This window comes from Bradyrhizobium sp. LMG 9283, assembly GCF_045571415.1.
In the GTDB taxonomy this organism is placed as follows: Bacteria; Pseudomonadota; Alphaproteobacteria; order Rhizobiales; family Xanthobacteraceae; genus Bradyrhizobium.
This window is the reverse complement of record NZ_CP120691.1, coordinates 294,134-320,004: the sequence shown is the minus strand read 5'-3', so window position 1 is coordinate 320,004 and position 25,871 is coordinate 294,134. Positions and strand designations below refer to the sequence as shown.

Below are 25,871 nucleotides of genomic sequence, written 5' to 3'. Positions count from 1 at the left end.
CGCGTTATTGCTGCGTCACATTGTCTCAATATAGGTTTCCGCGTCATCCGTCATTCCGGGTCTGGTCCTTCGGACCAGACCCGGAATCTCGAGATTCCGGATTCGCGCGCTCCGGAATGACGGTGCGAGACGCGCAAGCCAGCCAGCGAGCCAGCCATGAACATCAAATTCTCCCGCCGCCGTTTCCTCGCGACGGGCGCCGGAGTGCTCGGCGCGATCGCGATGCCGTATCTCTCGCGCGCAGCCGATCGGCCGGCGGTCACCCACGGTGTGCAGGCGGGCGACGTCACCGTCGACGGCGGCGTGGTGTGGGCGCGTACCGACCGGCCCGCACAGATGCTGGTCGAGGTGGCGACGGCCGAGTCCTTCGAGGACGCCCGGGCGCTGCCGCCGATCGCGGCGCTGCCCGAGAGCGACTTCACCGCGAAGATGCTGGTTGAACATCTTCCGGCCGGCCAGGACATTTTCTACCGCGTCCGCTTCCGTGATCTCTCGCACAGCGCGGTCGAGGGCGAGCCGGTGGTCGGCCGCTTCCGCACCGCGCCGGCCGACCGCCGCGACGTCAGCTTCGTCTGGGGCGGCGACGTCGCAGGCCAGGGCTGGGGCATCAACCCTGACGACGGCGGCATGTTCACCTTCTCGGCAATGCGCAAGCACCGGCCGGATTTCTTCCTGCATTCCGGCGACACCATCTATGCCGACGGTCCTATCCAATCCGAGGTGAAGCTCGCCGATGGCAAGATCTGGAAGAACATCACCATTCCGGAGAAGGCCAAGGTCGCCGAGACGCTGGACGAGTTTCGCGCCGCGCACAAATACAATCTCACCGACGACAATCTCCGCGCCTTCAATGCCGAGGTGCCGATCTTCGTGCAGTGGGACGACCACGAAGTCACCAACAACTGGTCGCTGTCGAAAGACTTGCCGGCCGCCTACAAGGTGCGCGACATATCGCTGCTCGCGGCCCGCGCGGGTCGCGCCTTCCACGAGATGTACCCGATGCGCGAGAGCATCATCGAGCCCGGCCGCGTCTATCGCCAAATCTCCTACGGCCCGCATCTTGACGTGTTCGTGCTCGACGAGCGCAGCTATCGCGGTCCTAACGGCGCCAATCTCGAAACCGATTATGGCCCGGCGAGTTACTTCCTCGGCCCCGACCAGATCGCCTGGCTCAAGCGCGGCCTTCTCAATTCGCGCGCGACATGGAAGGTGATCGCGTCGGACATGCCGATCAGCCTTGTCGTCCCGGACCCGCCGAAGGGCGGCTCGGAAGCCATTGCGCAGGGCGACGGCCCGGCGCGTGGCCGCGAGCTCGAGATCGCCGACATCCTCCGCTTCATCAAGATGGCGCCGGTCAGCAACACGGTCTGGCTGACGGCAGACGTGCATTACGCTGCCGCGCATTATTACGATCCGAACAAGGCGCAATTCCAGGAGTTCGAGCCGTTCTGGGAATTCGTCTCTGGCCCACTCCATGCCGGCACTTTCGGTCCGAACGCGCTCGACAACACCTTTGGACCCGAGGTGCGCTTCGTCAAGGCGCCGGGCAAGGACAGCCAGAACCTGCCGCCCTCCGCCGGTATGCAGTTCTTCGGTCACGTCAAGATCGACGGCGCCTCCGGCCAGATGACCGTGACCTTGCGCGACCGCGCCGACGTCGCACTGTGGTCGACCACGCTAGAACCGAAGCAAGGCTGATGGCTCGAGCAGGATCAATTTGGTTGAGTCGATGCGCGTTCAGGCTGCTCACCTCTCCCGTAGGGAGAGGTCGGAGCGCATCGAAGATGCGATCCGGGTGAGGGGTTGAGGTCTCACTGGACGCCGCGGCCCCTCACCCGGATTGCTCAGGCGCGCAATCGCGCGCCAAAGCAATCCGACCTCTCCCCGTCGGGGAGAGGTGGACAGCGGACGGTCCGCCGAACTTGATTTCACCAGGCTTTAGCGGGCGGCACCTACCTGAAGCGCCGCTTCCAGCGCATCGCTCGAACACGGCTTCTGTAGCCGCGGCCGGCTTGCCAATTCGGACGGAATGCGTGCCTCGGCGCCGTAGCCGGTGACGAAAACGAACGGAACCTTCAGCTCCATCAGCCGCTCGGCGATCGCAAAGCTCGTCTCTCGGATCAGCTCGACGTCGAGCAGCGCGAAGTCGGGAATACGCTGCGCGATGGCGTCGAGTGCCTGCGTCACCGAACCGACGGTGCGCACGCGCGTCACGCCGAATCCGATGAGACGATCCTCGAAATCGATCGCAATGATCGGGTCGTCCTCGACGATCAGAACATCGGCAGGCCGGCCTAAACCATCGGGAGGTGCGGGTGTCATGATCGCATCTTGAAGTGAGAGGTTTTTCTGATCAGGACAGCCGCGCCACGATGCCTGAGCCCAGGCCTGGAAGGGTTCCCGGAACGAAACCCACCACATCACCGTTCTATAGTCTGTCCACTTGTGCACACAGGGGGACGGATGGAACTCGCTAAGGTGGACGGGAGGACGGGGAGTTCAAATGGACGCGCTTATCGGCAAGGTCACCGAGGTCGAGAGCCGGCCGGCCAACAACCTGCTGCGGCGTTTGAACCAGGCAGACTACGCCCTCCTTGCACCCCACGTGGCCGTCGAAGACTCCGCAGCAGGCCAATTGCTCTACAATCCCGGCGATAACGTACAGGTCGTCCACTTCCCCTGCGGACCGTCACTCGCGACTTTCCTCGTCCCCAACGAGGATGGCCGCGACGTCGAAACCATTCTGGTCGGCCGCGAAGGCGCGGTGGGCGGCATCGTCAGCGAAGGATTTCTGCCGGCCTATACCCGGATCTGCGTGAAATTCGGCGGGCCGTTTGCGCGCATTCACGTGGCCAAACTCGAAGCAGCCAAGCTGCGCTCGCCGTCCCTGCGCAACATTTTTGTTCGCTACGCCGACTGCATGCTGGCCCAGATCTTCCAGTCGACCGCCTGCAACGCCATCCACTCGATCGAGCAGCGCACCGCCAAATGGATTCTGGCGGCGATGGAGCGGACCGGCGACGAAACCAGCGTGCCGCTGACCCATGAACAGCTCGCGACGCTGCTCGGTGTTGGCCGCAGCTATGCCAGCCGCGTGCTCCAGTCGTTCAGGGCCGAGGGCGTGCTCGACACCCGGCGCGGATCGATCCTGGTCCGCAACCGCGACGGCCTGCGCCAGCGCGCCTGCCTGTGCAATGAGGCCGTGAAGGCGCATTTCGAGGAGGTGCTGAGCGGGGTCTACCCGACCGAGGAGCGGCAGGCGGGATAGTCGTTCTTGTTTCTTCCTTCTCCCCTTGCTTGCGGGAGAAGGTGGCGCGAAGCGCCGGATGAGGGGTTCTCCGCGAACTTAACTGTCAAGATTCGCGTGCCGAAAGATACCCCTCACCCAAGCGAGCCTGTGTCTGCGAGCGGAGCTGCCCTCTTCCACAAGGGGAGGGCACAGTCATGCGCGGCGCGCTCTTTGAGCGTGATCGTGCTATACTCCCCACGCATGGGCGGGGCTTTGCTTCACACTCTCTTCGACATCGCAGCGTGGCTGGCGGCGGCAGCGGCGCTGTCTTGGCTGTCGCGACAGGGCTTGCGGTTTCCGGCGCAATCCTTCGAGCTGCCCTATATCGCCGCGCTGGTGTTCGGCGCAGGCATCGGCGCCTACCTGTTCGGCTCCGCCAATCTATGGCTGTCGGGGCAGAGCGGCATCGCGCGCTCGGTGGAGGGCGCGCTGGCTGGCGGCATCGTGGCGATCGAGCTCTACAAATGGTCGGCGGGGATCACGGTGCGAACCGGCGCGCGGTTTGCGCTGCCGCTGGCGGTCGGCATCGCGATCGGCCGGCTCGGATGCTACTTCGCAGGCCTTGACGACTTCACCTATGGCACGCCGACGGCGCTGCCCTTCGGCCATGATTTCGGCGACGGAGTTCTTCGCCATCCCGTGCAGCTCTACGAGAGCGCAGCCATGGCCGTATTCGCGCTCATCTATGTGCTGGCGGTCTTGAACCGAAACGCGCTTGCGATCACCAATGGTTTCTACCTGGCCCTCGCCTATTACGGAGCGCAACGCTTCCTGTGGGAATTCCTCAAGCCGTACGGCACGTTGATCGGCCCTTTCACCCTGTTTCACCTGCTGTCACTGTCCATCCTGCTCTACGCCGCATTCATGCTGGCAACAGCACCCAAAGCGAGATCCGTGCATGAACGCGCCGCTGCGTAAGTCGCGTCCCTACATCTTCTGGGGCCAGACCCAGTCTCTCTGCGAGACCTGCCTGAAGCTGGTGCCGACCAAGATCCAGATCCAGGTCAACGAGGTCTGGTATGAAAAGCGCTGCAGGGAGCATGGCGTGCAGTCGACGCTGGTGTCGACGGACGCGCCCTATTGGCGCCTGTGCAAGGATTTCATCAAGCCGGGCGACCGCCCGCTGCAGTTCCAGCAGCGCACCGAATTCGGCTGCCCCTATGATTGCGGCCTCTGTCCCGACCACGAGCAGCATTCCTGCCTGGCGTTGATCGAGATCACCGAGCATTGCAATCTCACCTGCCCAGTCTGCTTCGCCGAGTCCTCGCCGACACGAACGAAGTTCACCCCGCTCGCGACGGTGGAGAAGATGCTCGACGCGCTGGTCGCGAGCGAGGGTGAGCCCGATCTCGTGCAAATCTCCGGCGGCGAGCCGACGCTGCACCCGGACTTCTTCGAGATCCTGGAGGCCGTGCGCGCCCGGCCGATCCGCCACGTCATGATCAACACCAACGGCCTGCGCATCGCCCGCGAAAAGGATTTTGTGGCGCGGCTCGCGGAGAACAAGCGCGGGCTGGAGGTCTATCTCCAGTTCGATTCGCTGCAGCGCGATGCGCTGATCAATCTGCGCGGCGCGGATTTGCGAAAAGTCCGCCAGCAGGCGCTGGAAAATCTCGAGCATTTTGGCGTGTCGACCACGTTGGTCGCGACCATCAAGCGCGGGGTCAACGACGCCGAGATCGCCGACATCGTGCGCCACGCGCTGGCCTGGAAGTGCGTGCGCGGCGTCACGCTCCAGCCGGTGCAGGACGCCGGCCGCAACGAGAATTTCGACAAGACGACCGACCGCATGATGCTGTCGGAAATCCGCAAGCGCGTGATCGAAACCGGCGTGTTCGGCTACAAGGACATGATCCCGCTGCCCTGCAACCCCGAAAGCATCTCGATTGGCTATGGCCTGCGCAACGGCGCGAAGGTGCTGCCGCTGACGTCGCTGATTCCGCAGGAGCAGCTGGTGGCGGTGATGCCCAACACCATCAGCCCGGAGAAATATCCGATGCTGCGGGAAAAGTTCATCGACCTGTTCTCGTTGTCGTCGGGGCCCCTCAACACGAGCGAGCGCGTCTGCGAACTCTTGTGCTGCCTGCCGAGCTTCGAGGTGCCGGAAGGACTCACCTATGAGAACGTCTTCCGCGTCACCATCGTGCAGTTTCTCGATCGCTTCAATTTCTGCGTCGGCAACGTCAAGCGCAGCTGCATCCATTTCGTGACCGAGCAGGGCGCGATCATTCCGTTCGACACCTACAATCTGTTCTACCGCAACGGCGCGATCGGCCGGATTCGCGCCGAGCTCGAAGAACAGACCTATCGCGAGGCAAGGCAAAGCGAGGAAGCGCCACGATGAGCGATACGCCACCGCCGGTCCTGCCACCGGTGCCAACGCCCCGCCAGACACGCAGCGGCTGCCTCACCGCGCTGATGGTGATGTTCGGGATCATCATGTTGCTGCCCGGCCTCTGCGCGCTCCTGTTCGGCGGAATCTCCATATCCGAGGGCGGCAAGATCGACTCCGATATCGCGCCGCTGGTCTTCCTGGGACTGGTCGTCGGTATCGGCGGGGTCGTCCTGATCTGGGCGGCCATCAAGGGGCGAAAGGCCCCCGCCGATCCCGGAACCCAGCCTTAAGCTCCGGAGATTCCCGGACAAAATTCAGTCAACCAACGGCCAAAGAACACATTGTTTTTTGGCCGTTTTTGCATATATTGCGCCGCAACGCGCAGGGCGCCCGGTCTGATATGGCCGGGCTTCCTTTTTGGGCGCAGAGCGCCCTGTTTCCAGTCTTCCAGCGTTGTTTCGAGAAGAGGTCCCGGTCCGACCGGCGAGATCGCGCTTAACCCATTGTTCGACCGCAAAGAAGCTCACTCATGAACCTTCGTAACGTCGCCATCATCGCCCACGTCGACCACGGCAAGACGACCCTGGTCGACCGCCTCCTGCAGCAATCCGGCACGTTCCGTGAGAACCAGAAGGTGACCGAGCGCGCCATGGACTCCAGCGACCTGGAGCGCGAGCGCGGCATCACCATCCTGGCCAAGGCAGCTTCGGTGCAGTGGAAGGACACCCGGGTCAACATCGTCGACACCCCCGGCCACGCCGATTTCGGCGGCGAGGTCGAGCGCATCCTCAACATGGTGGACGGCGCCCTGGTGCTGGTCGACGCCGCCGAGGGCCCGCTGCCGCAGACCAAATTCGTGGTCTCCAAGGCGCTGAAGGTCGGCCTCAAGCCGATCGTCGTCATCAACAAGGTTGACCGCCCCGACGCGCGCCCGACCGAAGTCATCAACGAGGTGTTCGATCTGTTCGCGGCGCTCGATGCCAGCGAGGAGCAGCTCGACTTCCCGATCCTCTACGGATCGGCCAAGCAAGGCTGGATGGCGGATAGCCCTGAAGGTCCGCAGGACAAGGGCATGGAGCCGCTGTTCGACCTGATCCTGCGCCACGTCGCCCCGCCGAAGGTCGAGGAAGGTCCGTTCCGCATGATCGGCACGATCCTCGAGGCCAACCCCTATCTCGGCCGCATCATCACCGGCCGCATCTCCTCCGGCACGCTGAAGCCGAACCAGCAGGTCAAAGTGCTGAACGCGGACGGCAAGCTGGTCGAGTCCGGGCGCATCACCAAGATCCTGGCCTTCCGCGGCCTCGAGCGCACGCCGCTCGATGAAGCCGAAGCCGGCGACATCGTCGCCATCGCGGGCCTCACCAAGGGCACCGTCGCAGACACCTTCTGCGACCCGACCGTCGAGGTGCCGCTGCCGGCGCAGCCGATCGACCCGCCGACCGTGTCGATGTCGTTCATCGTCAACAACTCCCCGCTCGCCGGCACCGAAGGCGACAAGGTGACGAGCCGCATGATCCGCGACCGTCTGTTGCGCGAGGCCGAAGGCAATGTCGCGCTGCGCGTCGTCGAATCCGCCGACAAGGACGCGATGGAAGTGTCCGGCCGCGGCGAATTGCAGCTCGCGATCCTGATCGAGACCATGCGCCGCGAAGGCTTCGAGCTCTCGGTGTCGCGTCCGCGCGTCGTCTACCAGAAGGACGAAGCGACCGGCGCCACCATGGAGCCGATCGAGGAAGTCGTGATCGACGTCGACGAGGAGCATTCCGGCGTCGTCGTGCAGAAGATGAGCGAGCGCAAGTCCGAGCTGATCGAGATGAAGCCCTCGGGCGGCAATCGCCAGCGCCTGGTGTTCTACGCGCCGACCCGCGGCCTGATCGGCTATCAGGGCGAACTGCTCACCGACACCCGCGGCACCGCGATCATGAACCGCCTGTTCCACGGATATGCGCCGTACAAGGGCGAGATCCAGGGCCGCCGCAACGGCGTCTTGATCTCCAACGACCAGGGCGAGGCGGTGGCTTACGCCATGTTCAAGCTGGAAGACCGCGGCCCGATGATGATCGAGCCGGGCTGGAAGGTCTATCGCGGCATGATCGTCGGCGAGCACACCCGTGACAACGATCTCGAGATCAACGTGCTCAAGGGCAAGCAGCTCACCAACATCCGCACGACCTCGAAGGACGAAGCCGTGCGCCTGACCCCGCCGATCCGCATGACCTTGGAAAAGGCGCTGGCCTATATCGAGGACGACGAGCTCGTCGAGGTCACCCCGAAGTCGATCCGCCTGCGCAAGAAGCACCTCGATCCGAACGAGCGCAAGCGCGCGGAAAAGGCCAAGGAAGCGGTGGCGTAAGCAAAGCCGCTTCTGTGCCCCGGACGCAGCGCAACGCGCACTTCGCGGTGCGCTGCAGAGCCGGGGGCCCATCTCTCCGCCTGTGCCGTGCCGTCCTGGGTCCCGGCTCTGCGCAGCAGCGCAAGCGCGCTGCAGCGCGTCCGGGACACGAGAGCTGCCTCTACCCGGCTTCAGCACTCCAAGCGAACGTGCTAGAGCCCGGCCATGACCTCCCTCCCTTCCTCCGTCGACATTGCGATCATCGGCGCCGGTGCCGCCGGCCTTGGCGCAGCCCATGCGCTCGCTGGCTCCGGCCTCTCCGTGATCGTGCTGGAGGCGCGCGACCGGCTCGGCGGCCGCGCCTGGACCGTGCAGGCCTCGCCTGACGTGACGTTCGATGTCGGCTGCGGCTGGCTGCATTCGGCGGATAAGAATTCCTTCGTCCCGATTGCCCGCCAGCTCGGCTTCGAGATCAACACGGATTTGCCGCCCTGGGGTGACCGCGCCTACGGCGACGCTTTTCCGGAAGCCGAGCGCATGGCCTTCGCGGCTGCGATCGACGAGTTCTATGAACGCGCTTGGGAAGCTGCAGAAAGCGGCGAGGACGCGCCGGCCTCCCGCTATCTCGAACCTGACAATCGCTGGAATCCGATGATCGACGCAGTCTCGACCTATGTGAACGGGTGCGAGCTCGACCAGGTCTCGATCCTCGACATGGAGGCCTACGAGGACACCTATTTCAACTGGCGGGTGCGGGCGGGATATGGGACGTTGATCGCGGCCTATGGCGCGCCCTGTCCCGTCGTGCTGAGCTGCAATGTCACGCTGGTCGATCACTCCGGTCAGCGCATCCGGCTCCAGACCTCACAGGGCACGCTGACAGCGGACAAGGTGATCGTCACCGTTCCCACCAATCTGATTGCCGATGAAGCGATCCGCTTCTCTCCGGCGCTGCCCGCCAAGCTCGATGCCGCGCGCGGCCTGCCGCTCGGGGTCGACGACAAGGTGACACTGGCGCTGGCGGATGCCGAAGCCTTTCCGAAAGAGGGAAACCTGCGCGGCGCCACCATGCGCACCGCCATGGGCACCTACCACATCCGCCCGTTCGGCCAGCCCTGCATCGACGGCTTCTTCGGCGGCAGCTTTGCGCGTCAATTGGAGGATGCCGGTGACGGCGCCTTCGCCGCCCACAGCATCGACGAGATCGCAAGCTTTCTTGGCAACGACATCAGACGCAAGCTGAGGCCGCTGCGCGAATCCCGCTGGGCGCACGATCCCTTCGCACGCGGCTCCTATTCGCACGCGTTGCCTGGACATGCCGGTGATCGCGCCCTGCTGGCCGCGCCGGTCGATGGCCGGCTGTTCTTCGCGGGCGAGGCCACCTCCCCGAACTTCTTCTCGACCGCGCATGGCGCGCGCGACAGCGGGGAGCGGGCGGCGAGGGAAGTTCTGGCTGTTCAAGGAAAGCGGTAACCGCGAGCTACTCGATCACTCGTGCCCGCAGATCAGCGTCGGGGACAAAACAGGCATCGTACTTGCCGAAGATGCGATAGCGGTTGCGCGCGACGAGGTTATAGACGGCGTCCCGCAATGGCTTCGGCACCGCGAATAGTGCGCGCACCCAGCTCCAGCCGGGAAGCTGCGACAGCACGGTCAGCGCCGCATCCGACTTCATGAAGGCCTCGCCGCCGTGGATGACCGCGTTCGTATCGGGATCAGCCGGATCGATGCCGAACGTTCGCGCCAATCGCGCTCCATAATCCGACTGGATCGGCGTGAAACGAAATCGCCCCGCCGTGTCGCGCTTGGCGACGAATCGGACCCAGCGCGAGCAGAAGATGCAGACGCCGTCGAACAGGATCACGTCATCGTCGGGCCATTTTGACATCAGCGATTATCCAGCATCAGGAGCGCGACCAGCATCAGCACGATCGCCGGACCCGTTTTCACCAGCGCACCGAGCGGTTCGATCCAGAGGTCGGGCGTCAGAATCGCCGCGCCGACCATATAGCCGAGCGAGGCGAAAATACCTGCGGTCAGGCCGATCGCCGCGGTCCGGCGGAAGGCGATCAGCACCCCGATGCTCATGTCCATCAGGCTGGTCCCGATGGTGATGGGATCGACCAGCGCGGGCGGGAAGTCGTGCGCGCTCAAAATGCCGGCGGCGGCACGGTAGGACACGAACAGCGCGATGAAGCCCGAGACGATCCAGAATGCGACAAGGCTCGCGAGGATCAGCGCCTTGGTCAGAAACAGGCGCGCGAACCATTTGTCCTGGATGGTGGCGGGATGACGGCCAACCGCATCGGCCAGTGTCTTCGGAGCGATGCCCGTCGCGGCGATCCACGCCGACGGATCGCCGATCACGCCACGGCGGAGCTCGGCGATGGCCGTCGAGCGCATCGGCGGCATCCAGCCGAGATAATTGGCGAGATCGCCGAGACGTGCGCTGAGGTCGAGCATGAAGGTCGGCACCGCGATGCGTGGCCAACCTTCGGTGCCAAACGCGAAACGAAACTGCTTGATGACACCGGCCATGGTGACCGGTTCCGCCTGCATCAGGTCCCAGCTCACCGCCTTCACGGAGGCATCGTCGATGTCGCGTGCCGCAAGCCAGGCGATGGTTGCCGAAACATCCTCAATCGCGACGGGTTGAAATGGCGTTGCCATTTCCTTGGCCGGCAAATCGACGGGGAAGGCCGCAAGCGCGCGGAGCATGGCGCTGCCACCATAGGCTGACGGCGCGATCACAAAGCCGGGCCGCAGGATGGCATGGGGGATGCCGCTAGTCCCGATCAGGCGCTCGGCCTCGCGCTTGGTCGTGGCAAAGGCGGTGCGATCGGATTCTGCAACTCCGGGGATCGAGATATGCACCAGGCGGATCGCGCGGTCGCTATCGCCCATCGCTTGAAGCAACCGCGCGACGAAATCGCGATGCACTGCGCCGGTGCTGCTGCCGGGGCCATCCTGGAGCACGCCGAGGCAGTTCACGACGATGCTCACCGCATGCTCGTTGAGGAGACACGTCAACGCAGCCGCATCGAGAATGAGGATCGGCAATTCGATATCCAGCGCGCTCATCCTCTGCGCCGGCGACAGGCTGCGGGCCACGCCGACGACGCGATAGCCCCGCGCGCGCAGATCGTCGGTGACGAACCGGCCGATCAGGCCGGAGGCGCCGAGCACCAAGATGGTTCGCTCACTCATCGCTTCTCTCAGAACGGTTTTGCGATCATTAGCCAGAGGATCAGCATGGTCGCCCCGAAACCGGGGAAGCCGAATGCAAACCAGCGGCGGAACAGGACGAAATAGCGCTGCGGGAGCGCACTGCGCTGAGCGGCCGCCTTGCGCGCGAGATCGCGCATCTCGATCTGCATGAAGACAACGGGAATCCAGAACAAGCCGGCGATGGCGTAGAGCGCCAGCGAAGCCAACAGCCAGCGCTCCGTAATCGATGTGGCAGACAGCATCATCAGCAGCCCGCCGCTGACCGGCTGCAGGATCACCGCCGACAGTGTGAAGATCGCATCCGCAATCACCACGACTGACCCGGTGCGTGCGATGAACTCTGCATCCTGCGTGCGATGCGCCATCAGCATGAAGAAGGCGATGCCGGTTCCTGTACCGAGAATGACGATGGCGCCGAGCACATGGAAAAATTTGACCAGGAAATACAGCGTCATGGTTTCTTGGTCGCCACAGGCTTGGGCGGGTTCAGTGCGCGCGCGAGCTCGCCGCTTGCGGCTTTGACGCCGGCTTCGGTTTCGATCATCCAGTGACCCTCGCTGCCGACAGCCGGCAGCGAGCGAAACTCGACCTTGCCGCCATTGCCGCGAAACGCATCGACGAGCTTTTGCGAAAATGCCGGGGCGAAATAGCTGTCATTGCTCGCGACGAGCCATGTGACGGGAATGCGCGCCGCCTTGCCGAACTCCGCGACCGCGGCAAGCAGCGTATGCGGCGCGCAGATTCGGTTCGGCTCATCATTGGCATGGCCACCGCGCCCCGGCGCAAAGGCGATGATCGCGGAGATCACCTTCGGATCGGCATTGGCCAGCGCCAGTGCACCCCATCCGCCGGCGGAATGGCCAATCACGATGGCGGCCTCCTTGCCGATGAAATCCTGCTTTTGCAGATAGTCCAGTGCGCGCGAAATTGCGTCGGCCGTTGCGCGGCCCGAGCGTGCGTAGTCGGCCTCGTCGCAGCCGCCCTGATCCTCGATATAGCGGCCGCCGGTCGCACCATGGCCGGGCCGCTCCGGCACCAGCACGGCAAGACGAGGTAGGCGGCGAGTGGGCGGTATTCCGGCTGCGGCATTTGCGCACGACGCAACACGTTCTGCGTCGAGGCGTGCGCGATCACCGCGAGCCGGAACGGACCTGGGCCAGCGGGGCGAAACAGCAGGGCATGCGCAGCAAGGTCGGTATCCGGCGAGGGCACAAGCCACTCTTGCCGACGAAACGGTTCGCCCTCCTCTCCCGATGGGCCGAGCGTGACCTGAGCGCACAGAGGTGGCGCAGTCAGCAAAGCCAGCAGAGGCAGGAGCGCGATAGTGTTGAGGAGCCGCATGAATTGCCGAGGGCGAACGCGAACAGCGACAGCCAGATTAGTAGGAACGAATCATTATCGGCGGACTTTCTGCGTCGCCACTGCCCTTCCCTGGTTGCCGTAACGTAGTTTTGCACCGACGCTTGGCCCTGCGATTGCGTCTGAAATGTCGGCTTGTCCTCTTTCGGCACAACATGGTCGAAATACTGATGCAGAAAGTCCACAGGTTAACCGATAATTAACGATAGGTCTTGCCGCCGGCGCGGCGACTTGGTTTGATCGCGTCCATGAGCACAACCCTGATCGAGGTCCGGCCGGCCAAAGCTGCAGATGCAACTGCGGTGGCATCGACCCATGACGAAGCCTGGCGTTCGGCCTATCAGGGCATCATTCCCGGCGCCGAACTGGAGAAGCTGATCAATCGCCGCGGTCCGCAGTGGTGGGACAGCGCGATCCGCAAGGGCAGCCGAGTCAGCGTGCTCGTGTTCGGTGACAAGATCGCGGGCTATGCCAATTATGGCCGCAACCGTGCCCGCAGCCTGCATTTCGACGGCGAGATCTACGAGCTTTACCTGCGCCCCGAGTTTCAGGGCCTCGGCTTCGGCCGCCGCCTGTTCGCTGCCGCCCGCCGCGACCTCATGCAGAGCGGGCTGAAGAGCATGGTGGTGTGGGCGCTCTCGGACAACGACCCGGCGACCGAGTTCTACCGGGCGTTGGGAGGACGCATGGTGGCGCGCTCGTCGGAGCGGTTCGGGCCGAAATCGCTCGATAAGGTTGCCTTCGCTTGGACCAATTGAGCTGCTGAAACCCTCCCCGGCAGCGCTTCCCGTCCGTCGATACCGTTGCCTTCAGAGCCGGTGATCGCCGGATTCATTATTTCACAAAAACGCGATGGATCAGCGGGCCAAGCCCGCGTATGACAGCGCCAAAATCGCTGCCGGGCGCGATTTCACCTCGGCAACAACGGAGCCTTGAATGCGTATCGATGCGGTCTCGATCGGGAAAAACGTACCACACGACGTCAATGTCATCATCGAAGTCCCTGTGGGCGGCGAACCGATCAAGTACGAGATGGACAAGGAGGCCGGCACGCTTGTCGTCGACCGCTTCCTCTACACGCCGATGCGTTACCCCGGTAACTACGGCTTCATCCCGCATACGCTGTCCGATGACGGCGATCCCTGCGACGTCCTGATCATCAACACCCGCGGCATCATCCCCGGCGCCGTCATGAGCGTGCGCCCGGTCGGCGTGCTGTTCATGGAAGACGAAGCCGGCGGCGACGAGAAGATTTTGGCGGTGCCGTCGTCCAAGCTCACGCAGCGCTATGACAAGGTGAAGAGCTATTCCGACTTGCCGGACATCACGCTGCAGCAGATCCAGCACTTCTTCGAGCACTACAAGGATCTCGAGAAGGGCAAGTGGGTGAAAATCTTGCGCTGGGGCGGCCCGGAGGAAGCGCACAAGCTGATCCTCGAGGGCATCGAGCGCGAGAAGAAGAAGAAGGGCTGATCGTCCGTGTCCCGGACACGGCGCGGCATGAAATGACGCGACGCTGAGCCGGGACCCATGCCACCACTGGGCCCCGGCTCAGCAGCGCATCGCTTCACGCTGCGCTGCGTCCGGGGCACGAGAGCTCAACTACACCGCCGGCTTTGGCAGCCCGGCGATCGCGCAGGCCGCGCGCAGCGTATTCACCAAGAGACACGCCACCGTCATCTGGCCGACGCCGCCCGGCACCGGCGTGATGGCGCCGGCAACGCCGAGCGCTTCCTGATAGGCGACGTCGCCGACGAGGCGCGTCTTGCCGTCCTCCTTCGGAATGCGGGTGATGCCGATATCGATCACGGTCGCACCTGGCTTCAGCCAGTCACCGCGCACCATTTCCGCCTTGCCGACCGCAGCATAGACGAGGTCGGCGCGCTTCACGAGGCCCGGCAGATCGCGCGAGCGCGAATGCGCAATCGTCACCGTGGCGTTCTCGTTCAGCAGCAATTGCACCAGCGGGCGGCCAACCAGGTTGGAGCGGCCGAGGACGATGGCGTTCATGCCTTCGAGCGAGGCGTGCACGCTCTTGGTCAGGATGATGCAGCCGAGCGGCGTGCAGGGCGACAGCGCATCCAAACCGCCGGCGAGCCGGCCGGCATTGTTCGGATGCAGGCCGTCGACGTCCTTGGCGGGATCGATGGCGTTGATGACGGCCTCGGTGTTCAGCCCCTTCGGCAGCGGCAGTTGCACCAGAATGCCGTGCACGGCGGGATCGCGGTTCAGCTTTGCGACGAGCGCCAGCAGATCTGCCTGCGAGACGTCGGCCGGCAGCTTGTGCTCGAACGAGGCCATGCCGGCCGCTTGGGTCTGAGTGCGCTTGGAGCGGACATAGACCTCGCTGGCGGGGTCGTTACCGACCAGCACCACCGCAAGGCCGGGCACCAGATTGTGCTCGCGTTTGACGCGGGCAACCTCGTCGGCAACGCGGGCGCGGAGTTCCGCGGCAATGACTTTTCCATCGATGATCTTGGCGGTCATGTCAGTTCCCCTGGTCTCTCGATTTGGCGGCGACAAACCGGCGCAAGGCTTCGCCGAGCCGTGTCGGATCGCCGTCGACCGCGATCTGCTTCAGCCGCGAGGTCGCCCCGGACAAAAGCTTGACGCTGGCCTTGGATACGCCAAGCGACTTCGCCAGCAGCACCAAAACGGCTTTGTTGGCCTCGCCGCCATCGGCGATCGCGCGCACCCGCACCTTGAGCACGCTGCGGCCATCCGAGAGTTGTTCGATCCCGTCGATGTCGTCGCGGCCGCCGCGCGGCGTCACCCGCAGCGCGACGCTGATACCTGCGGGCGAATAACGCCAGGGTTCTCTCGAAGCTTCGTTCGCAACCAAGGCGCTCCAGCCTGCTCAGATCACGTTCGGGTAGATGTAGTACAGGATCACCCGCTCGATGAACATGATGATCAGGATCAGGATGATCGGCGAGATGTCGAGGCCGCCGAGGCTCGGCAGGAAATTGCGAATCGGCGCCAGCAGAGGCTCGGTGATCCGGTACAGGAACTCCGCCACCGCCGCCACGAACTGGTTGCGGGTATTCACCACGTTGAAGGCGATCAGCCAGGACAGGATCGCGGAGGCGATCAGCAGCCAAACGTAGAGGTCGAGCACGATGATGACGATGTCGAGAACGGCACGCATGGCTTTTGGAAACTCTGGCTTTTTGGGAAAACTGTGGCTGCGGTAGGATTGACGCCTGTTGCTAGATATCGGTTCCCCCCCGCCCAAACAAGGGAAGTTCAGGCGCCGAAATGGCTAAAACCGGGTTACGCGCGTCCTTGACTTGACCTTGGCAGGGACTTAAATGGCGCCCGGTTGTCGGCCGCGTTCACCAGAGCGGCCAGCAAAGGGGCCATAGCTCAGCTGGGAGAGCGCGTCGTTCGCAATGACGAGGTCGGCGGTTCGATCCCGCCTGGCTCCACCACGCTTCGCCCTTCGGGCTACGCGTGGCACAGCCGCGCGGAGCTCGAAGGGCGAAGCGTGGTGTCCGGCGAAGCCCGCAGGGCGAAGACGGACTGGTTGAGGAACACTCCCCCTACCTCCCCGTAAACCTTGGCGGCCGCTTCTCCATGAAGCTCGCTACCCCCTCCCTGAAATCACTCCCGTTCAGCGCCACCATCATCTCGCGGTTGGCCTCGATCGTCGCCTCGGCAAGCGTCTGGAACGGCACCTCGTAGAGCTGGCGCTTGATCACGGCCATCGCGCTCGGCGAGACGAAATCGGCGAGGTCGCGCGCATAAGCATAAGTCTCCTCGCGCAGCTTCTCGGGCGGACAGAGCCGGTTGACCAGCCCAATCCGCAACGCCTCCTCGCTCGACACGCGCCTCGCCGAGAGCAACAGATCCAGCGCATTGGCGTGACCTACGATGCGCGGCAGCATCCAACTGATGCCGTGCTCGGCAATCAGGCCGCGCCGCGCGAAGGCCGTCGTGAACACGGTATTGTCGGCAGCAAAGCGAAGGTCGCAATAGAGTGCGTGGACGAGTCCGATGCCGGCCGTGGCGCCATTGAGCATAGCGATGACCGGCTTCTTGATCGAGGGATAGTAGCCGTAGCGCGTCTGCCAATCCGGCCGGCGGTTCATGTCGAAGGGCGGCAGGTTCGAAGCACGCCTGACGTCATCGGGATCGAGTCCCTTCAGCGCATCCATGTCGGCGCCGGCGCAGAAGGCGCGGCCCGCGCCGGTGAGGATAATGATTCGGACATTGTCGTCGGCGTTTGAGGCTTCCATCGCGTGGCGCACGTCGCGCTCCATAATCGGCGTCCACGCGTTCATGCGATCGGGGCGGTTGAGCGTGATGGTGGCGATCTTGTCGCTCACCTCATAGAGAATGTGTTCATAGGCCATGACGCTCTCCCTGGTTTGCCGGCGCGCGATTTCGCGCGCGCTCGTTGGCGGCGAACCTAGCATATCCAAGGAAGCGGCAAGGACTTGCGCGAAGGCGCGATCACTCGGCGGCTTGCGCCAGCATCGGCCGGCGCGCCAGCCAGCCGTCGATGAAATGATCGAGCCAGGCGCGCTCGGCGACATCGTAGACGGCACGATCCGCGAAGTGATGGTGCCGCTGCCGCGCACCGGGCGCGCTGAAGCCGTCATAGCCGCGCGTGGTCCAGCGATGCATCATCGCGTAGGTCACATCGGGATGAAACTGCACGCCGAAAGCATTGCCGGCCCGGAACGCCTGCACCGGAAAATCATCGCCTTCTGCAAGCAGCTCGGTGCCAACCGGCAGCTCGAATCCCTCGCGATGCCAGTGATAGACCTGCGCCGGCCAATGCGGGCAGAGCGCATGGCCTGCGGCGGTCGGCCTGATCGGGTAATAGCCGATCTGGGTCAGCGCCTGCGCATGCGGCGCGACGCGGGCCCCCAGCTGCATCGCCAGCATCTGCGCACCTAAGCAGATGCCGAGGAACGGCCGCTGCTCGCGGAGCGGAATTTCGATCCAGTCGATCTCGCGGCGGATGTAGTCGTCGGGATCGTTGGCACTCATCGGGCCGCCGAAGATCACGGCACCGGCATGCTGATCCAGTGTGTCGGGCAAGGGATCGCCGAAGCGGGGACGGCGGATGTCGAGGCGATGGCCGAGCGCCCGCAGCGCATTGCCGACGCGGCCCGGTGTCGAGCATTCCTGATGCAGGACGATCAGCACCGGCAGCCGGGTCTCAGAGGCGGCGGCGCTCGGCGCGCTCCGTGCGAAGGGCACCACCTCTGCGCCACCAAACCTGTCCGTCCGGAACGACATGGCCTCTGCGACTGATATCGGTTCAGACCGACAGCGTAGCTAAGCGATGGTTAACATCGTGTGAGTTTGCGCACACACGCCCCGATCTTGAAGCAAGCTCCGGGTCACTACGGATGCGCGGGGCGTTCTTCAGCGCCTCTGCCTCTGGAACCGGCTGGTGGCGGCCAGGATGAAGCCGCGCGGGAAGAAGCGCAGCGCGAACGGCACAATCTTGATACCGAGACCCGGCAACACTGCCCGTTTATTGGTCATCAGGCCACGATACGCCTCCCGTGCAACTTCGGCGGCAGAGACCTTGAGAACGGCCGTATCATGTTGCGATCCGACGCCGGCGCGGGCCTGGAATTCGGTGGGGACCGGACCCGGGCAAAGCACGGTGACGCGGACGCCGCGCGGCGCGAGCTCCGCCCGCAACGCTTCGGTGAAGGAGATCACGTAGGACTTGGACGCGTAGTAGACGGCCATGCCGGGTCCCGGCAGGAAGCCGGCGACAGATCCGACATTGAGAAGACCGCCCTTGTTCTTGATGAGCTGATCGGCAAAGCGCAGCGACAGATCCGTCAGGGCCCGGACGTTGACGTCGACGATGCCGAGCTGCTCGATGCGATCGCGTTCGATCGCATCGCCGAACACGCCGAAGCCGGCATTGTTGACGAGATGATCGAGCTCGACACCTTCGGCCGCCAGCGCTGCCGCGATCGTCTCGCCGGCGTCCGCGTCCTCGAGATCGCAGGCGATCACGATCGGCTTCTTGCCGCCCTTGGCAGCCAGCTCAGTGGCGAGCTCCTCGAGACGGTCTGCCCGTCTCGCGGTCAATGCAAGGCGATGTCCATTGGACGCAAACACACGCGCCAGCTCCAGCCCGATGCCCGCCGAGGCACCAGTAATCAGCGTCACCCGCTCAACCACGATCGAAGTCTCTTGAAAGCAAGTATTTTGGCCCCGCAACGGCGGAACGAGAGCATAGGCCGAACGCAACAGGCAAGCGGCATTGGCAGCATGGCCGCTTGAGCGGAACGACAGGCGGTGCTGGAAGACCGTTGATTTACGGGGGAATTCGGCGCAGGCGGCGAATAAATTAAAGTTTCGTCATGTATGCGCGCACGCCGCGTTTTGTCGAATCCAGCGCCGTCAGCCGCCGACGGCACTGTCCTTGATTTGGCCACCGACACGCTCTGCGACTACGTGCTTCAGCTCAATCCGGTCGCGCTGGGAAATCCCGAGCAGATCGGAAGCACGCCAGACGACGTTGTCCTCGAACTCGCTGACCTGGCCGTCGGCATAGACCAGCTCCCACATCATCTGCACGATGCGCTTGCGGCCCTCTTCGTCCAGCGAGCGCATGATGACGCTGGTGAAGTGATAGAGGTCCACCGCCTCGCCCTCGACCTCCGTCGCATCGGCGATCAGGCGATCCGCGGTGCCGCGATCGAGCCCGAAATGGCTTTCGATCAGGCTGTGCAGCTTGCGCTTCTCGGCTGCGCTCGGCTGACCGTCCAGCGAGACCACATGGACCAGCAGCGCGGTCGCGGCCAGCCGATAATCGCCGTCGCCGAATGCGCGGTCCTGAACTTGGGGACCGACAATGTCGGCGATGAATTGGCGCAAGCCGTCGAGCATGAGGTCCTACCGAGATCAATGACGCCGCAAGGGGTGCGGCCGTTACCAGCATTATATGAGCGGGAAACTCAACCGGCGCAACGTGCGTCAGTTCCGCGCGCTGCATTACGTTTCGGCAATCTGGAGCGCGGCTCGCTGTCATGGCCAGGCTTGTCCCGGCATGATGACGATGGTTGGAATACGCAACTGCCTCAACATGTCATTGCGAGCGCAGCGAAGCAATCCAGAGTCTTGCCGCGGAACGATTCTGGATTGCTTCGTCGCAAGGGCTCCTCGCAATCAAGGGCTCCTCGCAATGACGACGTTGGGAGAGCCGCGCTCGCAATGACAGAGTGCGTAGCGGCCATCGCCCGCCCCTCACGGTATCTCGTACACCACCATCTTGTCGGCGATGCCGCGGAGCGCGGCCTGTTTCTGGATCGGCTTGATCTCGCGCTGCTGAAGGATTTCGGCAACTGCGGGAACGTCCAGCACCGGGCCGGTGATGTGGATCTCCTGCGCGGTCGACAGGCTCTGCACGCGAGCGGCGATGTTGACGGTCTGGCCGAAATAATCCTGCCGCTCGTTCAGCATCACCGCAAGGCACGGACCTTCATGGATGCCGATCTTGAGAATGAGATCGTTGGCGCCGCGCTGCTTGTTCAATTCGTCCATGGCTGCACGCATGCGCAGTCCCGCGGTGATGGCGTGCTCAGGTCTGACGAAGGTCGCCATGACGGCATCGCCGATCGTCTTCACAACTGCACCCTTCTCGGCAGCAATGATCTCCAGCAGCGCACGAAAATGCGCGCGCACAAGATCGAAAGCACTGAGGTCGCCGACGCGCTCGTACAGGGCCGTCGATCCCTTCAGATCAGTGAACAGGAACGTCAGAGACGTAATCTTCAATCGCTGGTCGACGTTGAGATTGTCGGCCTTGAAGACATCGCGGAACGTCTGATTGGACAGCATCCGCTTGGCGGTCAGGATTGGCTTGCGCTTGCCGATCATCTCATGCAGCGCGTCGGCAGCGATCCAGACCGAGGGCAATACGCGACCGCCCGATTGATTCTCGAGCGTAAGGCGCAACGGCCCGGGGCGCATCACGGTGGTCCCCGTAGGCGCCTCCAGCTTGTTGAACATGATCGAAAGCTGCTGGCGTTCGCTCGTCGGCTCACCCTGGACGTCGAGGAAATGGGCAGAATGAGTGACCGGTTCGAACACGATAATGAACTGGCTGGGCAGGTTCAGCGAGAGGATTGCCTTCTCGCCGGCAGGCAATTCGAGTGCCTCGAGCGTCACCTCGTTGATTAGGCGCGAAAAGGTTTCATCGTTGATGTCGACGCCTGAACTCCAGAACATCTGCCGCACATATTCCCAGATCGGCAGCGTGTCGGGATCGTGAGCACCAATACGGCGAACCCGCGGACTGACGGTAAAGGCCACCTCGACCATCTCATCGACAGACGCCTCGTATCCGGCTGCACAGAGCGCGCAGTTGTAGTCTTCGTGCTTCAACGATTTCAGCGTTGCGTGTGCGCCCAAGACCCCTCCGCAGCCAGGACACAGCACGTTCCAGCTCATGTCGAACAGGCCGAGCCGCGAGGCATGCAGGAATCCGGAAATGACCTTCTCCTGGTCGAGCCCGGTGCGATCGGCAAAATCCAGCACATTGATGCGGTTAAGGTCGCGATCATGGCCGTGGGCGATCAGCTGCGCGATCGCATCGACCACCTTGGCGTCGGCGGTCTGCTTCAGAACGGAAAACTGGGCCTGGATGTCACTCATGGCGGGACTCTATCTAGGGTGGATCACGCCAGCGGCCAGACGCGCGCCTGTCACCGACGCGTGATGCGGAACATGGGTGAGTGGTCCGGCTGGGTCGTGACGACGCCGAGCGGGATCACGGGAGTCGCCAGGTCGGCGAGCTCGATACGGAAGGCGCCGATCAGCCGGGCCAGCGCCAGCACGGATTCGGCCTGCGCGAACGGCGCGCCGATGCAGACGCGCGGACCTGCGCCGAACGGCAGGTACGCAAAACGGTCCGGCACCTCCTTCGACATGAAGCGCTTTGGAATGAACGCGTTCGGCTGGTCCCACAGCTTCTCGTGCCGGTGCAACAGCCAGGGCGCGATCATGATGATGTCGCCCTTGCCGATCTCGACACCGGCCGCATTGTCCTTCTCGCGCGCGGCGCGCGCGACCAGGAAGGCCGGCGGATAGAGCCGCATGGTCTCGTCGATCACCGCGCGGGTGAATTTCTGGCGATCGATATCGGCGATACTGTCGAGATGCTCGCCGCTTGTCTCGGACGCGACCTCTTCCTGCGTCTCCGGATCGAGCGCGAGCAGATAAAGCGCCCAGAACAACGCCGTCGCCGTGGTCTCGTGACCGGCGAGGATCATGGTCGCGACCTCGTCCACGAGTTGCTCGTCCGAGAAGCCCTTGCCCGTTTCGGGATCGCGCCCCTCGTCCATGAGATCGAACAGGTCGCGCGGCGGCGCGCCATCCTTCTTGCCGGCCGAACGCCGTTCGGCGATCAGCGTGGCAACGAACTCGGTCCAGCGCTTGCGGAAGCGCGCCCGCGCAAAGTCCATCGGACTAGGCCAGGACACCGGCAGCACCATGTCGAGGAAATAGGGCCGCCCCAGCCGCGCGGCATATTCCATGATGAAGTTGCGCAGGGTCGCGCCATGGCGGTCCATGCCGAACGAGAACATCGTGCGCCCGGCGATCTCGAGCGTCATGCGCTGCATGACCTCGCGCAGGTCGACGTCTTCACCCGCGCGCGCGTCGAGCTTTGCGATGGTCTCGTCGAGCACCGCCGTCATGTGCGGGACGAGATTTGCGGTGGCGCGCGGGGTGAAGGCCGGCGCAAGGGTGCGGCGCTGAAAGGTCCAGGAATGACCTTCCGCGATCAGAAGGCCATCGCCGAGCACGGGACGCAGCATGCGGATGCCGGCCGGCGTGCGCGTGTAATTCTCGTAATTGCTGAGCAGGACGTGCCGGATCGCATCCGGCTGGTTCAGGATAAAACTGTTGCGGAAAAACAAGCGGCCCGGGATGACGTCTTCCTCATAGGCGCGCTGCCCCCAGGTCGCGATCATGTTCTGCCGGATCACCGCGAGACGGCCGAAGAATGACATGTCGTCGGGCGCACGCGGGGGAGCGGGAGGGATGATGGGCCGACGCACGCTGGCGATATTCATGGCTCTCTCCCGCAGATGTGACGCAGGCAAATAGCTAGTAAGTCAGCTCGGCAATCGCAATCCTGTTCTCGGCGGCAGGCCAGGCGCGCGCCACGATCCGCTCTTCGCCGAATTGGGCCACGGTGTTACGCCCGACCTCGCTGGCCGGAAGCCGCAGCGTTGCTGTCGCATCCGTGGGCACGCCCGGCTTGACGTCGGCTGGCTCCTTGCCGTCGAGCAGCACCACGTCCCGCGGCAGTCCGAAATAGCCGCGCGGCCGCGACATGATCACGACGGCGCCGGCATCCTTGTCGGCCGGCCCAAGCGGGCGGGCAGGCCGCAGATGCACCACGTCGGACGAACGCGGGAAGGGCGAACGATAGATGTGCGTCGTCGGCGCATCAGGCGAGGTCAGGACGAATTCGAGCGACCAGGCGGGATCGACCTGCGCCGGCCCCCAGCGGCCGTCGGAGCCGGTTTTTGAGCTGTGCACCGCCTCGCCCTTACGCTCGCCGGTATCAGGATCGACACGGAAGATATCGACGGTTGCACCCGCCACCGGGCGATTGGTCGACACGCCGCCGGGCGTGCCCGTGACGAGGCCGCTCAGCTTCACGCTCGCCTCCGGCACAATCGCGATGCGCGCGGGCTCACGCCCCGCGATGAACTTGTAGATCTCCCGAAACGCGCGCGGGTGGAACGCCACCTCGCGATGATCGAGCGCGCCGAGCACAAGATTGGTGGCGCCCTTCAGCTCCGGCCCCTCGGCAGTGACATTGGTCGGTGTGCCAGGCTTGCCGATGAAGCGGCCGTCAGGTTGCGCATATTTGTCCAGGCCGTCGCTGCGCAGCGTGAGGAAGCCAACACCCGGCGTCACCTCGCCCTCGCCTTCGTTCAGGCTGCGCAGGAACGTGCCGCGGCCGTTGAACTCGTTGTTCGGCTGGTCGTCGGTGGCGAACACCCCGTGATTGGGCGTGCCGCACAGCACGGCGTGGCTGACATCGCCGGTGCCGCCATTCTTGATGACATTGCGAATGGCGTAGCCGCCGCGTGAGCTGCCGACCAGCGCCACGCGAGGCGCACCGGTGCGGCGCTTCAGCTCGGCAATGGCAGCGGCGAGCTCGCGGCGCTGATCCTCGGTCGAGGAACGGCCCGCCTGCTCGACCTTGTCGTCGCTGCGCGCCAGGGGGTCGGTGAAATTGATCGCCATCATGCGATCCCGTGTGATGCCGTTGGACTCCATCCGCCACAAGGTGGTCATCCAGAGCGCGTCGTAATCGCCATTGCCGTGGACGAACAGGACGGGCGGCCCCTCCGTGCTCGGCGTCGCTGCTGGTGCGCTCTGCGCAATCGCACCCGTCCGCAAGCTCGCAATTGCGAAAGGCAAGCTGCCAACGCCCTGCAAAATCGTCCGTCGTGACAGCTTCATCTGTTCCTCCCCGGCAAGCCGCCTCTTTGCACCGCTTATAGCGGTCTAAACACTGGACAGCGAAGGACTTTCGCGGGCATCACTGAGCTTGCCGGAATCGCCCGGGACCATTTCTGCCAGACCGTTTGGAAGGGGATATGACCGAGCAGACGAACCGCCAGAAAGGTGCCGCCGACGGCATTGCCGCGCCCCTGCGGTACACCGTGTTCCGGCGGATCTGGCTCGCCAGCCTGCTCTCCAATCTCGGCCTCCTGATTCAGGGCGTGGGCGCAGCCTGGGCGATGACGCAGATGGCGGCCTCGGCCGACAAGGTGGCGCTGGTGCAGACCGCCTTGATGCTGCCGATCATGCTGATCTCGATGCCGGCCGGCGCCATCGCCGACATGTATGATCGCCGCATCGTCAGCGTGATTTCGCTCTCGATCGCGCTGATCGGCGCGAGCGCGCTCACCGTGCTGGCCGGCTTCAACCTGATCACCCCCGAATTGCTGCTCGCCTTCTGCTTCGTCGTCGGCAGCGGCAATGCGCTGTTCGGCCCGGCCTGGCAGTCCTCAGTCAGCGAACAGGTGCCGCCCGATGCATTGGCCTCCGCGGTGGCGCTGAACGGCATCAGCTACAACATCGCACGCAGCTTCGGTCCTGCGGTTGGCGGCGTCATCGTCGCTGCGCTCGGCGCGGTGGCCGCGTTCGCCTGCAATGCGATCCTCTATCTGCCGCTGCTGGTGGTGCTGCTGCTCTGGCGGCGGACCACCGAGCCGTCGCGCCTGCCGCGGGAGAAGCTCAACCGCGCCATGGTCTCGGGCGTGCGCTACATCACCAATTCGCCGCCGATCAAGATCGTGCTGTTGCGCACGCTGGTGATGGGCCTGATCGGCGGCGCCGTGATGGCGCTGATGCCGCTGGTCGCGCGTGACCTGCTCCATGGCGGTGCACAGACCTATGGCATCATGCTGGGTGCCTTTGGCATGGGCGCGGTGATCGGCGCGCTCAACATCCACGAATTGCGCAAGCGCATGAGCGGCGAGGCCGCGATCCGCGCCTGCACCATCTCGATGGCTTTCGCGATGGCCGCCCTCGCCCTGAGCACGGAGCCGGTGCTGACGGCGACCGCGCTGGTCCTGGCCGGCGCGGTCTGGATGGCTGCGATCGCGCTGTTCAACATCGGCGTGCAGCTCTCGGCGCCGCGCTGGGTCGCGGGCCGCTCGCTGGCGGCGTTCCAGGCCTCGATTTCCGGTGGCATCGCGATCGGCGCCTGGGGCTGGGGCCATCTCACCGACTACGCCGGCGTCGAGATCGCTCTGCTGACTGCGGCAGGCCTGATGCTGATCTCGCCGCTGCTCGGCATCTGGCTTGCGATGCCGCGCGTCGGCGCGCGCAACGAGGATGCCGAGGTGCTAGCCGACCCCGAGGTAAAGCTGTCGCTGACCGGGCGTAGCGGTCCGCTGGTGGTCGAGATCGAATACCGCGTCGCCCAAGAGAACGCGCGCGCGTTCCACAACGTGATGCAGGACGTGCAGCTCTCCCGCCAGCGCAACGGCGCCTATGGCTGGTCGATCGCCCGCGACATCGCCGATCCCGAGTTGTGGACCGAGCGCTATCATTGCCCGACCTGGTTCGATTACCTGCGCCAGCGCAACCGCTCGACCCAGTCCGAACGCGCGCTGCATCAGCAGGCGATCGATTTCCACATCGGCCCCGAGCCGGTGCGGATCCGCCGCATGCTGGAGCGTCCGTTCGGCTCGGTGCGCTGGAAGGACGAGACGCCGGATCGTGCCAAGGACGAGGTGCTGCCGGTGGTCGCGACCGCGGCAGGGAGCAGTACGTAGCCTGTTTCAGACCGTAGCCCGCATGAGCGAAGC

The 25,871-nt window shown here is 64.3% G+C and carries 24 protein-coding genes, 1 tRNA gene and 1 pseudogene; 11 read left to right on the top strand and 15 right to left on the bottom strand.

Features of this window, described 5'->3' with window-relative positions:
- Nucleotides 1-156 precede the first annotated feature (156 nt).
- On the top strand, nt 157-1,698 hold the full coding sequence (locus P6U29_RS01490) for an alkaline phosphatase D family protein (protein WP_407116005.1): 1,542 nt from the start codon (nt 157-159) through the stop codon (nt 1,696-1,698).
- A 240-nt stretch (nt 1,699-1,938) separates the two neighbouring features.
- Here the strand turns inward: P6U29_RS01490 and P6U29_RS01485 are convergent, their stop codons facing one another.
- On the bottom strand, nt 1,939-2,322 hold the full coding sequence (locus P6U29_RS01485) for a response regulator (RefSeq protein ID WP_407116004.1): 384 nt from the start codon (nt 2,320-2,322) through the stop codon (nt 1,939-1,941).
- Between the two features lie 181 nt (nt 2,323-2,503).
- Here P6U29_RS01485 and P6U29_RS01480 point away from each other — a divergent pair, with 181 nt between their 5' ends.
- From P6U29_RS01480 to P6U29_RS01455, 6 genes are all read left to right on the top strand, one after another.
- Nucleotides 2,504-3,268, top strand: coding sequence for a Crp/Fnr family transcriptional regulator (locus P6U29_RS01480; protein WP_407116003.1), 765 nt, complete (start codon nt 2,504-2,506; stop codon nt 3,266-3,268).
- A 222-nt stretch (nt 3,269-3,490) separates the two neighbouring features.
- Complete coding sequence (locus tag P6U29_RS01475) at nt 3,491-4,207, top strand: prolipoprotein diacylglyceryl transferase family protein (protein ID WP_407119577.1); 717 nt, start codon at nt 3,491-3,493, stop codon at nt 4,205-4,207.
- Complete coding sequence (locus P6U29_RS01470) at nt 4,188-5,633, top strand: radical SAM protein (RefSeq protein ID WP_407116002.1); 1,446 nt, start codon at nt 4,188-4,190, stop codon at nt 5,631-5,633. The genes P6U29_RS01475 and P6U29_RS01470 overlap by 20 nt, the downstream gene beginning before the upstream one ends.
- On the top strand, nt 5,630-5,914 hold the full coding sequence (locus P6U29_RS01465; protein ID WP_407116001.1) for a hypothetical protein: 285 nt from the start codon (nt 5,630-5,632) through the stop codon (nt 5,912-5,914). Before P6U29_RS01470 ends, P6U29_RS01465 begins: the two co-directional genes overlap by 4 nt.
- Before the next feature lie 239 nt (nt 5,915-6,153).
- Nucleotides 6,154-7,980: a translational GTPase TypA gene (typA, locus tag P6U29_RS01460; protein WP_407116000.1), complete on the top strand. Its 1,827-nt coding sequence runs from the start codon at nt 6,154-6,156 to the stop codon at nt 7,978-7,980.
- Nucleotides 7,981-8,184: 204 nt separating this feature from the next.
- Nucleotides 8,185-9,432: a flavin monoamine oxidase family protein gene (locus tag P6U29_RS01455; protein WP_407115999.1), complete on the top strand. Its 1,248-nt coding sequence runs from the start codon at nt 8,185-8,187 to the stop codon at nt 9,430-9,432.
- A gap of 7 nt (nt 9,433-9,439) precedes the next feature.
- Here P6U29_RS01455 and P6U29_RS01450 read toward each other — a convergent pair whose 3' ends face one another.
- The 4 genes and pseudogenes from P6U29_RS01450 to P6U29_RS01435 all read right to left on the bottom strand — a co-directional run bounded on the left by P6U29_RS01450 (nt 9,440) and on the right by P6U29_RS01435 (nt 12,528).
- Nucleotides 9,440-9,847, bottom strand: coding sequence for a thiol-disulfide oxidoreductase DCC family protein (locus tag P6U29_RS01450; RefSeq protein ID WP_407115998.1), 408 nt, complete (start codon nt 9,845-9,847; stop codon nt 9,440-9,442).
- Nucleotides 9,847-11,166 (bottom strand): SDR family oxidoreductase, encoded by a 1,320-nt coding sequence (locus P6U29_RS01445; protein WP_407115997.1) that lies wholly within the window; start codon nt 11,164-11,166, stop codon nt 9,847-9,849. Before P6U29_RS01445 ends, P6U29_RS01450 begins: the two co-directional genes overlap by 1 nt.
- A gap of 8 nt (nt 11,167-11,174) precedes the next feature.
- Complete coding sequence (locus tag P6U29_RS01440) at nt 11,175-11,642, bottom strand: DUF2269 family protein (RefSeq protein WP_407115996.1); 468 nt, start codon at nt 11,640-11,642, stop codon at nt 11,175-11,177.
- Nucleotides 11,639-12,528 (bottom strand): annotated as a pseudogene (locus P6U29_RS01435) (alpha/beta hydrolase family protein). Before P6U29_RS01435 ends, P6U29_RS01440 begins: the two are co-directional and overlap by 4 nt.
- 266 nt (nt 12,529-12,794) lie before the next feature.
- Here P6U29_RS01435 and P6U29_RS01430 point away from each other — a divergent pair.
- Both P6U29_RS01430 and ppa read left to right on the top strand, forming a co-directional pair.
- Entirely contained in the window at nt 12,795-13,304 is a 510-nt protein-coding gene (locus P6U29_RS01430; protein WP_008136728.1) for a GNAT family N-acetyltransferase, read from the top strand.
- Nucleotides 13,305-13,482: 178 nt separating this feature from the next.
- Nucleotides 13,483-14,019: an inorganic diphosphatase gene (gene ppa, locus P6U29_RS01425; RefSeq protein ID WP_209294905.1), complete on the top strand. Its 537-nt coding sequence runs from the start codon at nt 13,483-13,485 to the stop codon at nt 14,017-14,019.
- A 129-nt stretch (nt 14,020-14,148) separates the two neighbouring features.
- Here ppa and P6U29_RS01420 read toward each other — a convergent pair whose 3' ends face one another.
- The 3 genes from P6U29_RS01420 to P6U29_RS01410 are packed head-to-tail and all read right to left on the bottom strand — an operon-like array spanning nt 14,149 to nt 15,694.
- Nucleotides 14,149-15,033 carry a bifunctional methylenetetrahydrofolate dehydrogenase/methenyltetrahydrofolate cyclohydrolase gene (locus P6U29_RS01420; protein WP_407115995.1) on the bottom strand — a complete coding sequence of 295 codons (885 nt, stop codon included), beginning with the start codon at nt 15,031-15,033 and terminating at the stop codon, nt 14,149-14,151.
- A 1-nt stretch (nt 15,034) separates the two neighbouring features.
- Entirely contained in the window at nt 15,035-15,388 is a 354-nt protein-coding gene (locus P6U29_RS01415) for a DUF167 domain-containing protein (protein ID WP_407115994.1), read from the bottom strand.
- Nucleotides 15,389-15,403: 15 nt separating this feature from the next.
- On the bottom strand, nt 15,404-15,694 hold the full coding sequence (locus P6U29_RS01410; RefSeq protein ID WP_407115993.1) for a YggT family protein: 291 nt from the start codon (nt 15,692-15,694) through the stop codon (nt 15,404-15,406).
- Between the two features lie 207 nt (nt 15,695-15,901).
- Between P6U29_RS01410 and P6U29_RS01405 the strand changes: the two genes are divergently transcribed.
- A tRNA-Ala gene (locus tag P6U29_RS01405) sits at nt 15,902-15,977 on the top strand.
- Nucleotides 15,978-16,088: 111 nt separating this feature from the next.
- Here P6U29_RS01405 and P6U29_RS01400 read toward each other — a convergent pair.
- The 7 genes from P6U29_RS01400 to P6U29_RS01370 form a co-directional block, all read right to left on the bottom strand.
- Nucleotides 16,089-16,901: an enoyl-CoA hydratase gene (locus P6U29_RS01400; protein ID WP_407115992.1), complete on the bottom strand. Its 813-nt coding sequence runs from the start codon at nt 16,899-16,901 to the stop codon at nt 16,089-16,091.
- Between the two features lie 100 nt (nt 16,902-17,001).
- On the bottom strand, nt 17,002-17,796 hold the full coding sequence (locus tag P6U29_RS01395) for a glutamine amidotransferase (RefSeq protein ID WP_407115991.1): 795 nt from the start codon (nt 17,794-17,796) through the stop codon (nt 17,002-17,004).
- Between the two features lie 129 nt (nt 17,797-17,925).
- The gene (locus tag P6U29_RS01390; RefSeq protein WP_407115990.1) at nt 17,926-18,705 is read right to left on the bottom strand and encodes an SDR family NAD(P)-dependent oxidoreductase; all 780 of its coding nucleotides are present in this window, start codon (nt 18,703-18,705) and stop codon (nt 17,926-17,928) included.
- A gap of 222 nt (nt 18,706-18,927) precedes the next feature.
- On the bottom strand, nt 18,928-19,416 hold the full coding sequence (locus P6U29_RS01385; protein WP_407115989.1) for a TerB family tellurite resistance protein: 489 nt from the start codon (nt 19,414-19,416) through the stop codon (nt 18,928-18,930).
- A gap of 357 nt (nt 19,417-19,773) precedes the next feature.
- On the bottom strand, nt 19,774-21,183 hold the full coding sequence (locus P6U29_RS01380) for an adenylate/guanylate cyclase domain-containing protein (protein ID WP_407115988.1): 1,410 nt from the start codon (nt 21,181-21,183) through the stop codon (nt 19,774-19,776).
- A gap of 50 nt (nt 21,184-21,233) precedes the next feature.
- The gene (locus P6U29_RS01375) at nt 21,234-22,604 is read right to left on the bottom strand and encodes a cytochrome P450 (RefSeq protein WP_407115987.1); all 1,371 of its coding nucleotides are present in this window, start codon (nt 22,602-22,604) and stop codon (nt 21,234-21,236) included.
- 34 nt (nt 22,605-22,638) lie between these two features.
- Nucleotides 22,639-24,012: a hydrolase gene (locus P6U29_RS01370; protein ID WP_407115986.1), complete on the bottom strand. Its 1,374-nt coding sequence runs from the start codon at nt 24,010-24,012 to the stop codon at nt 22,639-22,641.
- 137 nt (nt 24,013-24,149) lie between these two features.
- On the opposite strand from P6U29_RS01370, the gene P6U29_RS01365 reads away from it, so the two are divergent.
- On the top strand, nt 24,150-25,838 hold the full coding sequence (locus P6U29_RS01365; protein ID WP_407115985.1) for an MFS transporter: 1,689 nt from the start codon (nt 24,150-24,152) through the stop codon (nt 25,836-25,838).
- The last annotated feature ends 33 nt before the right edge of the window (nt 25,839-25,871 follow it).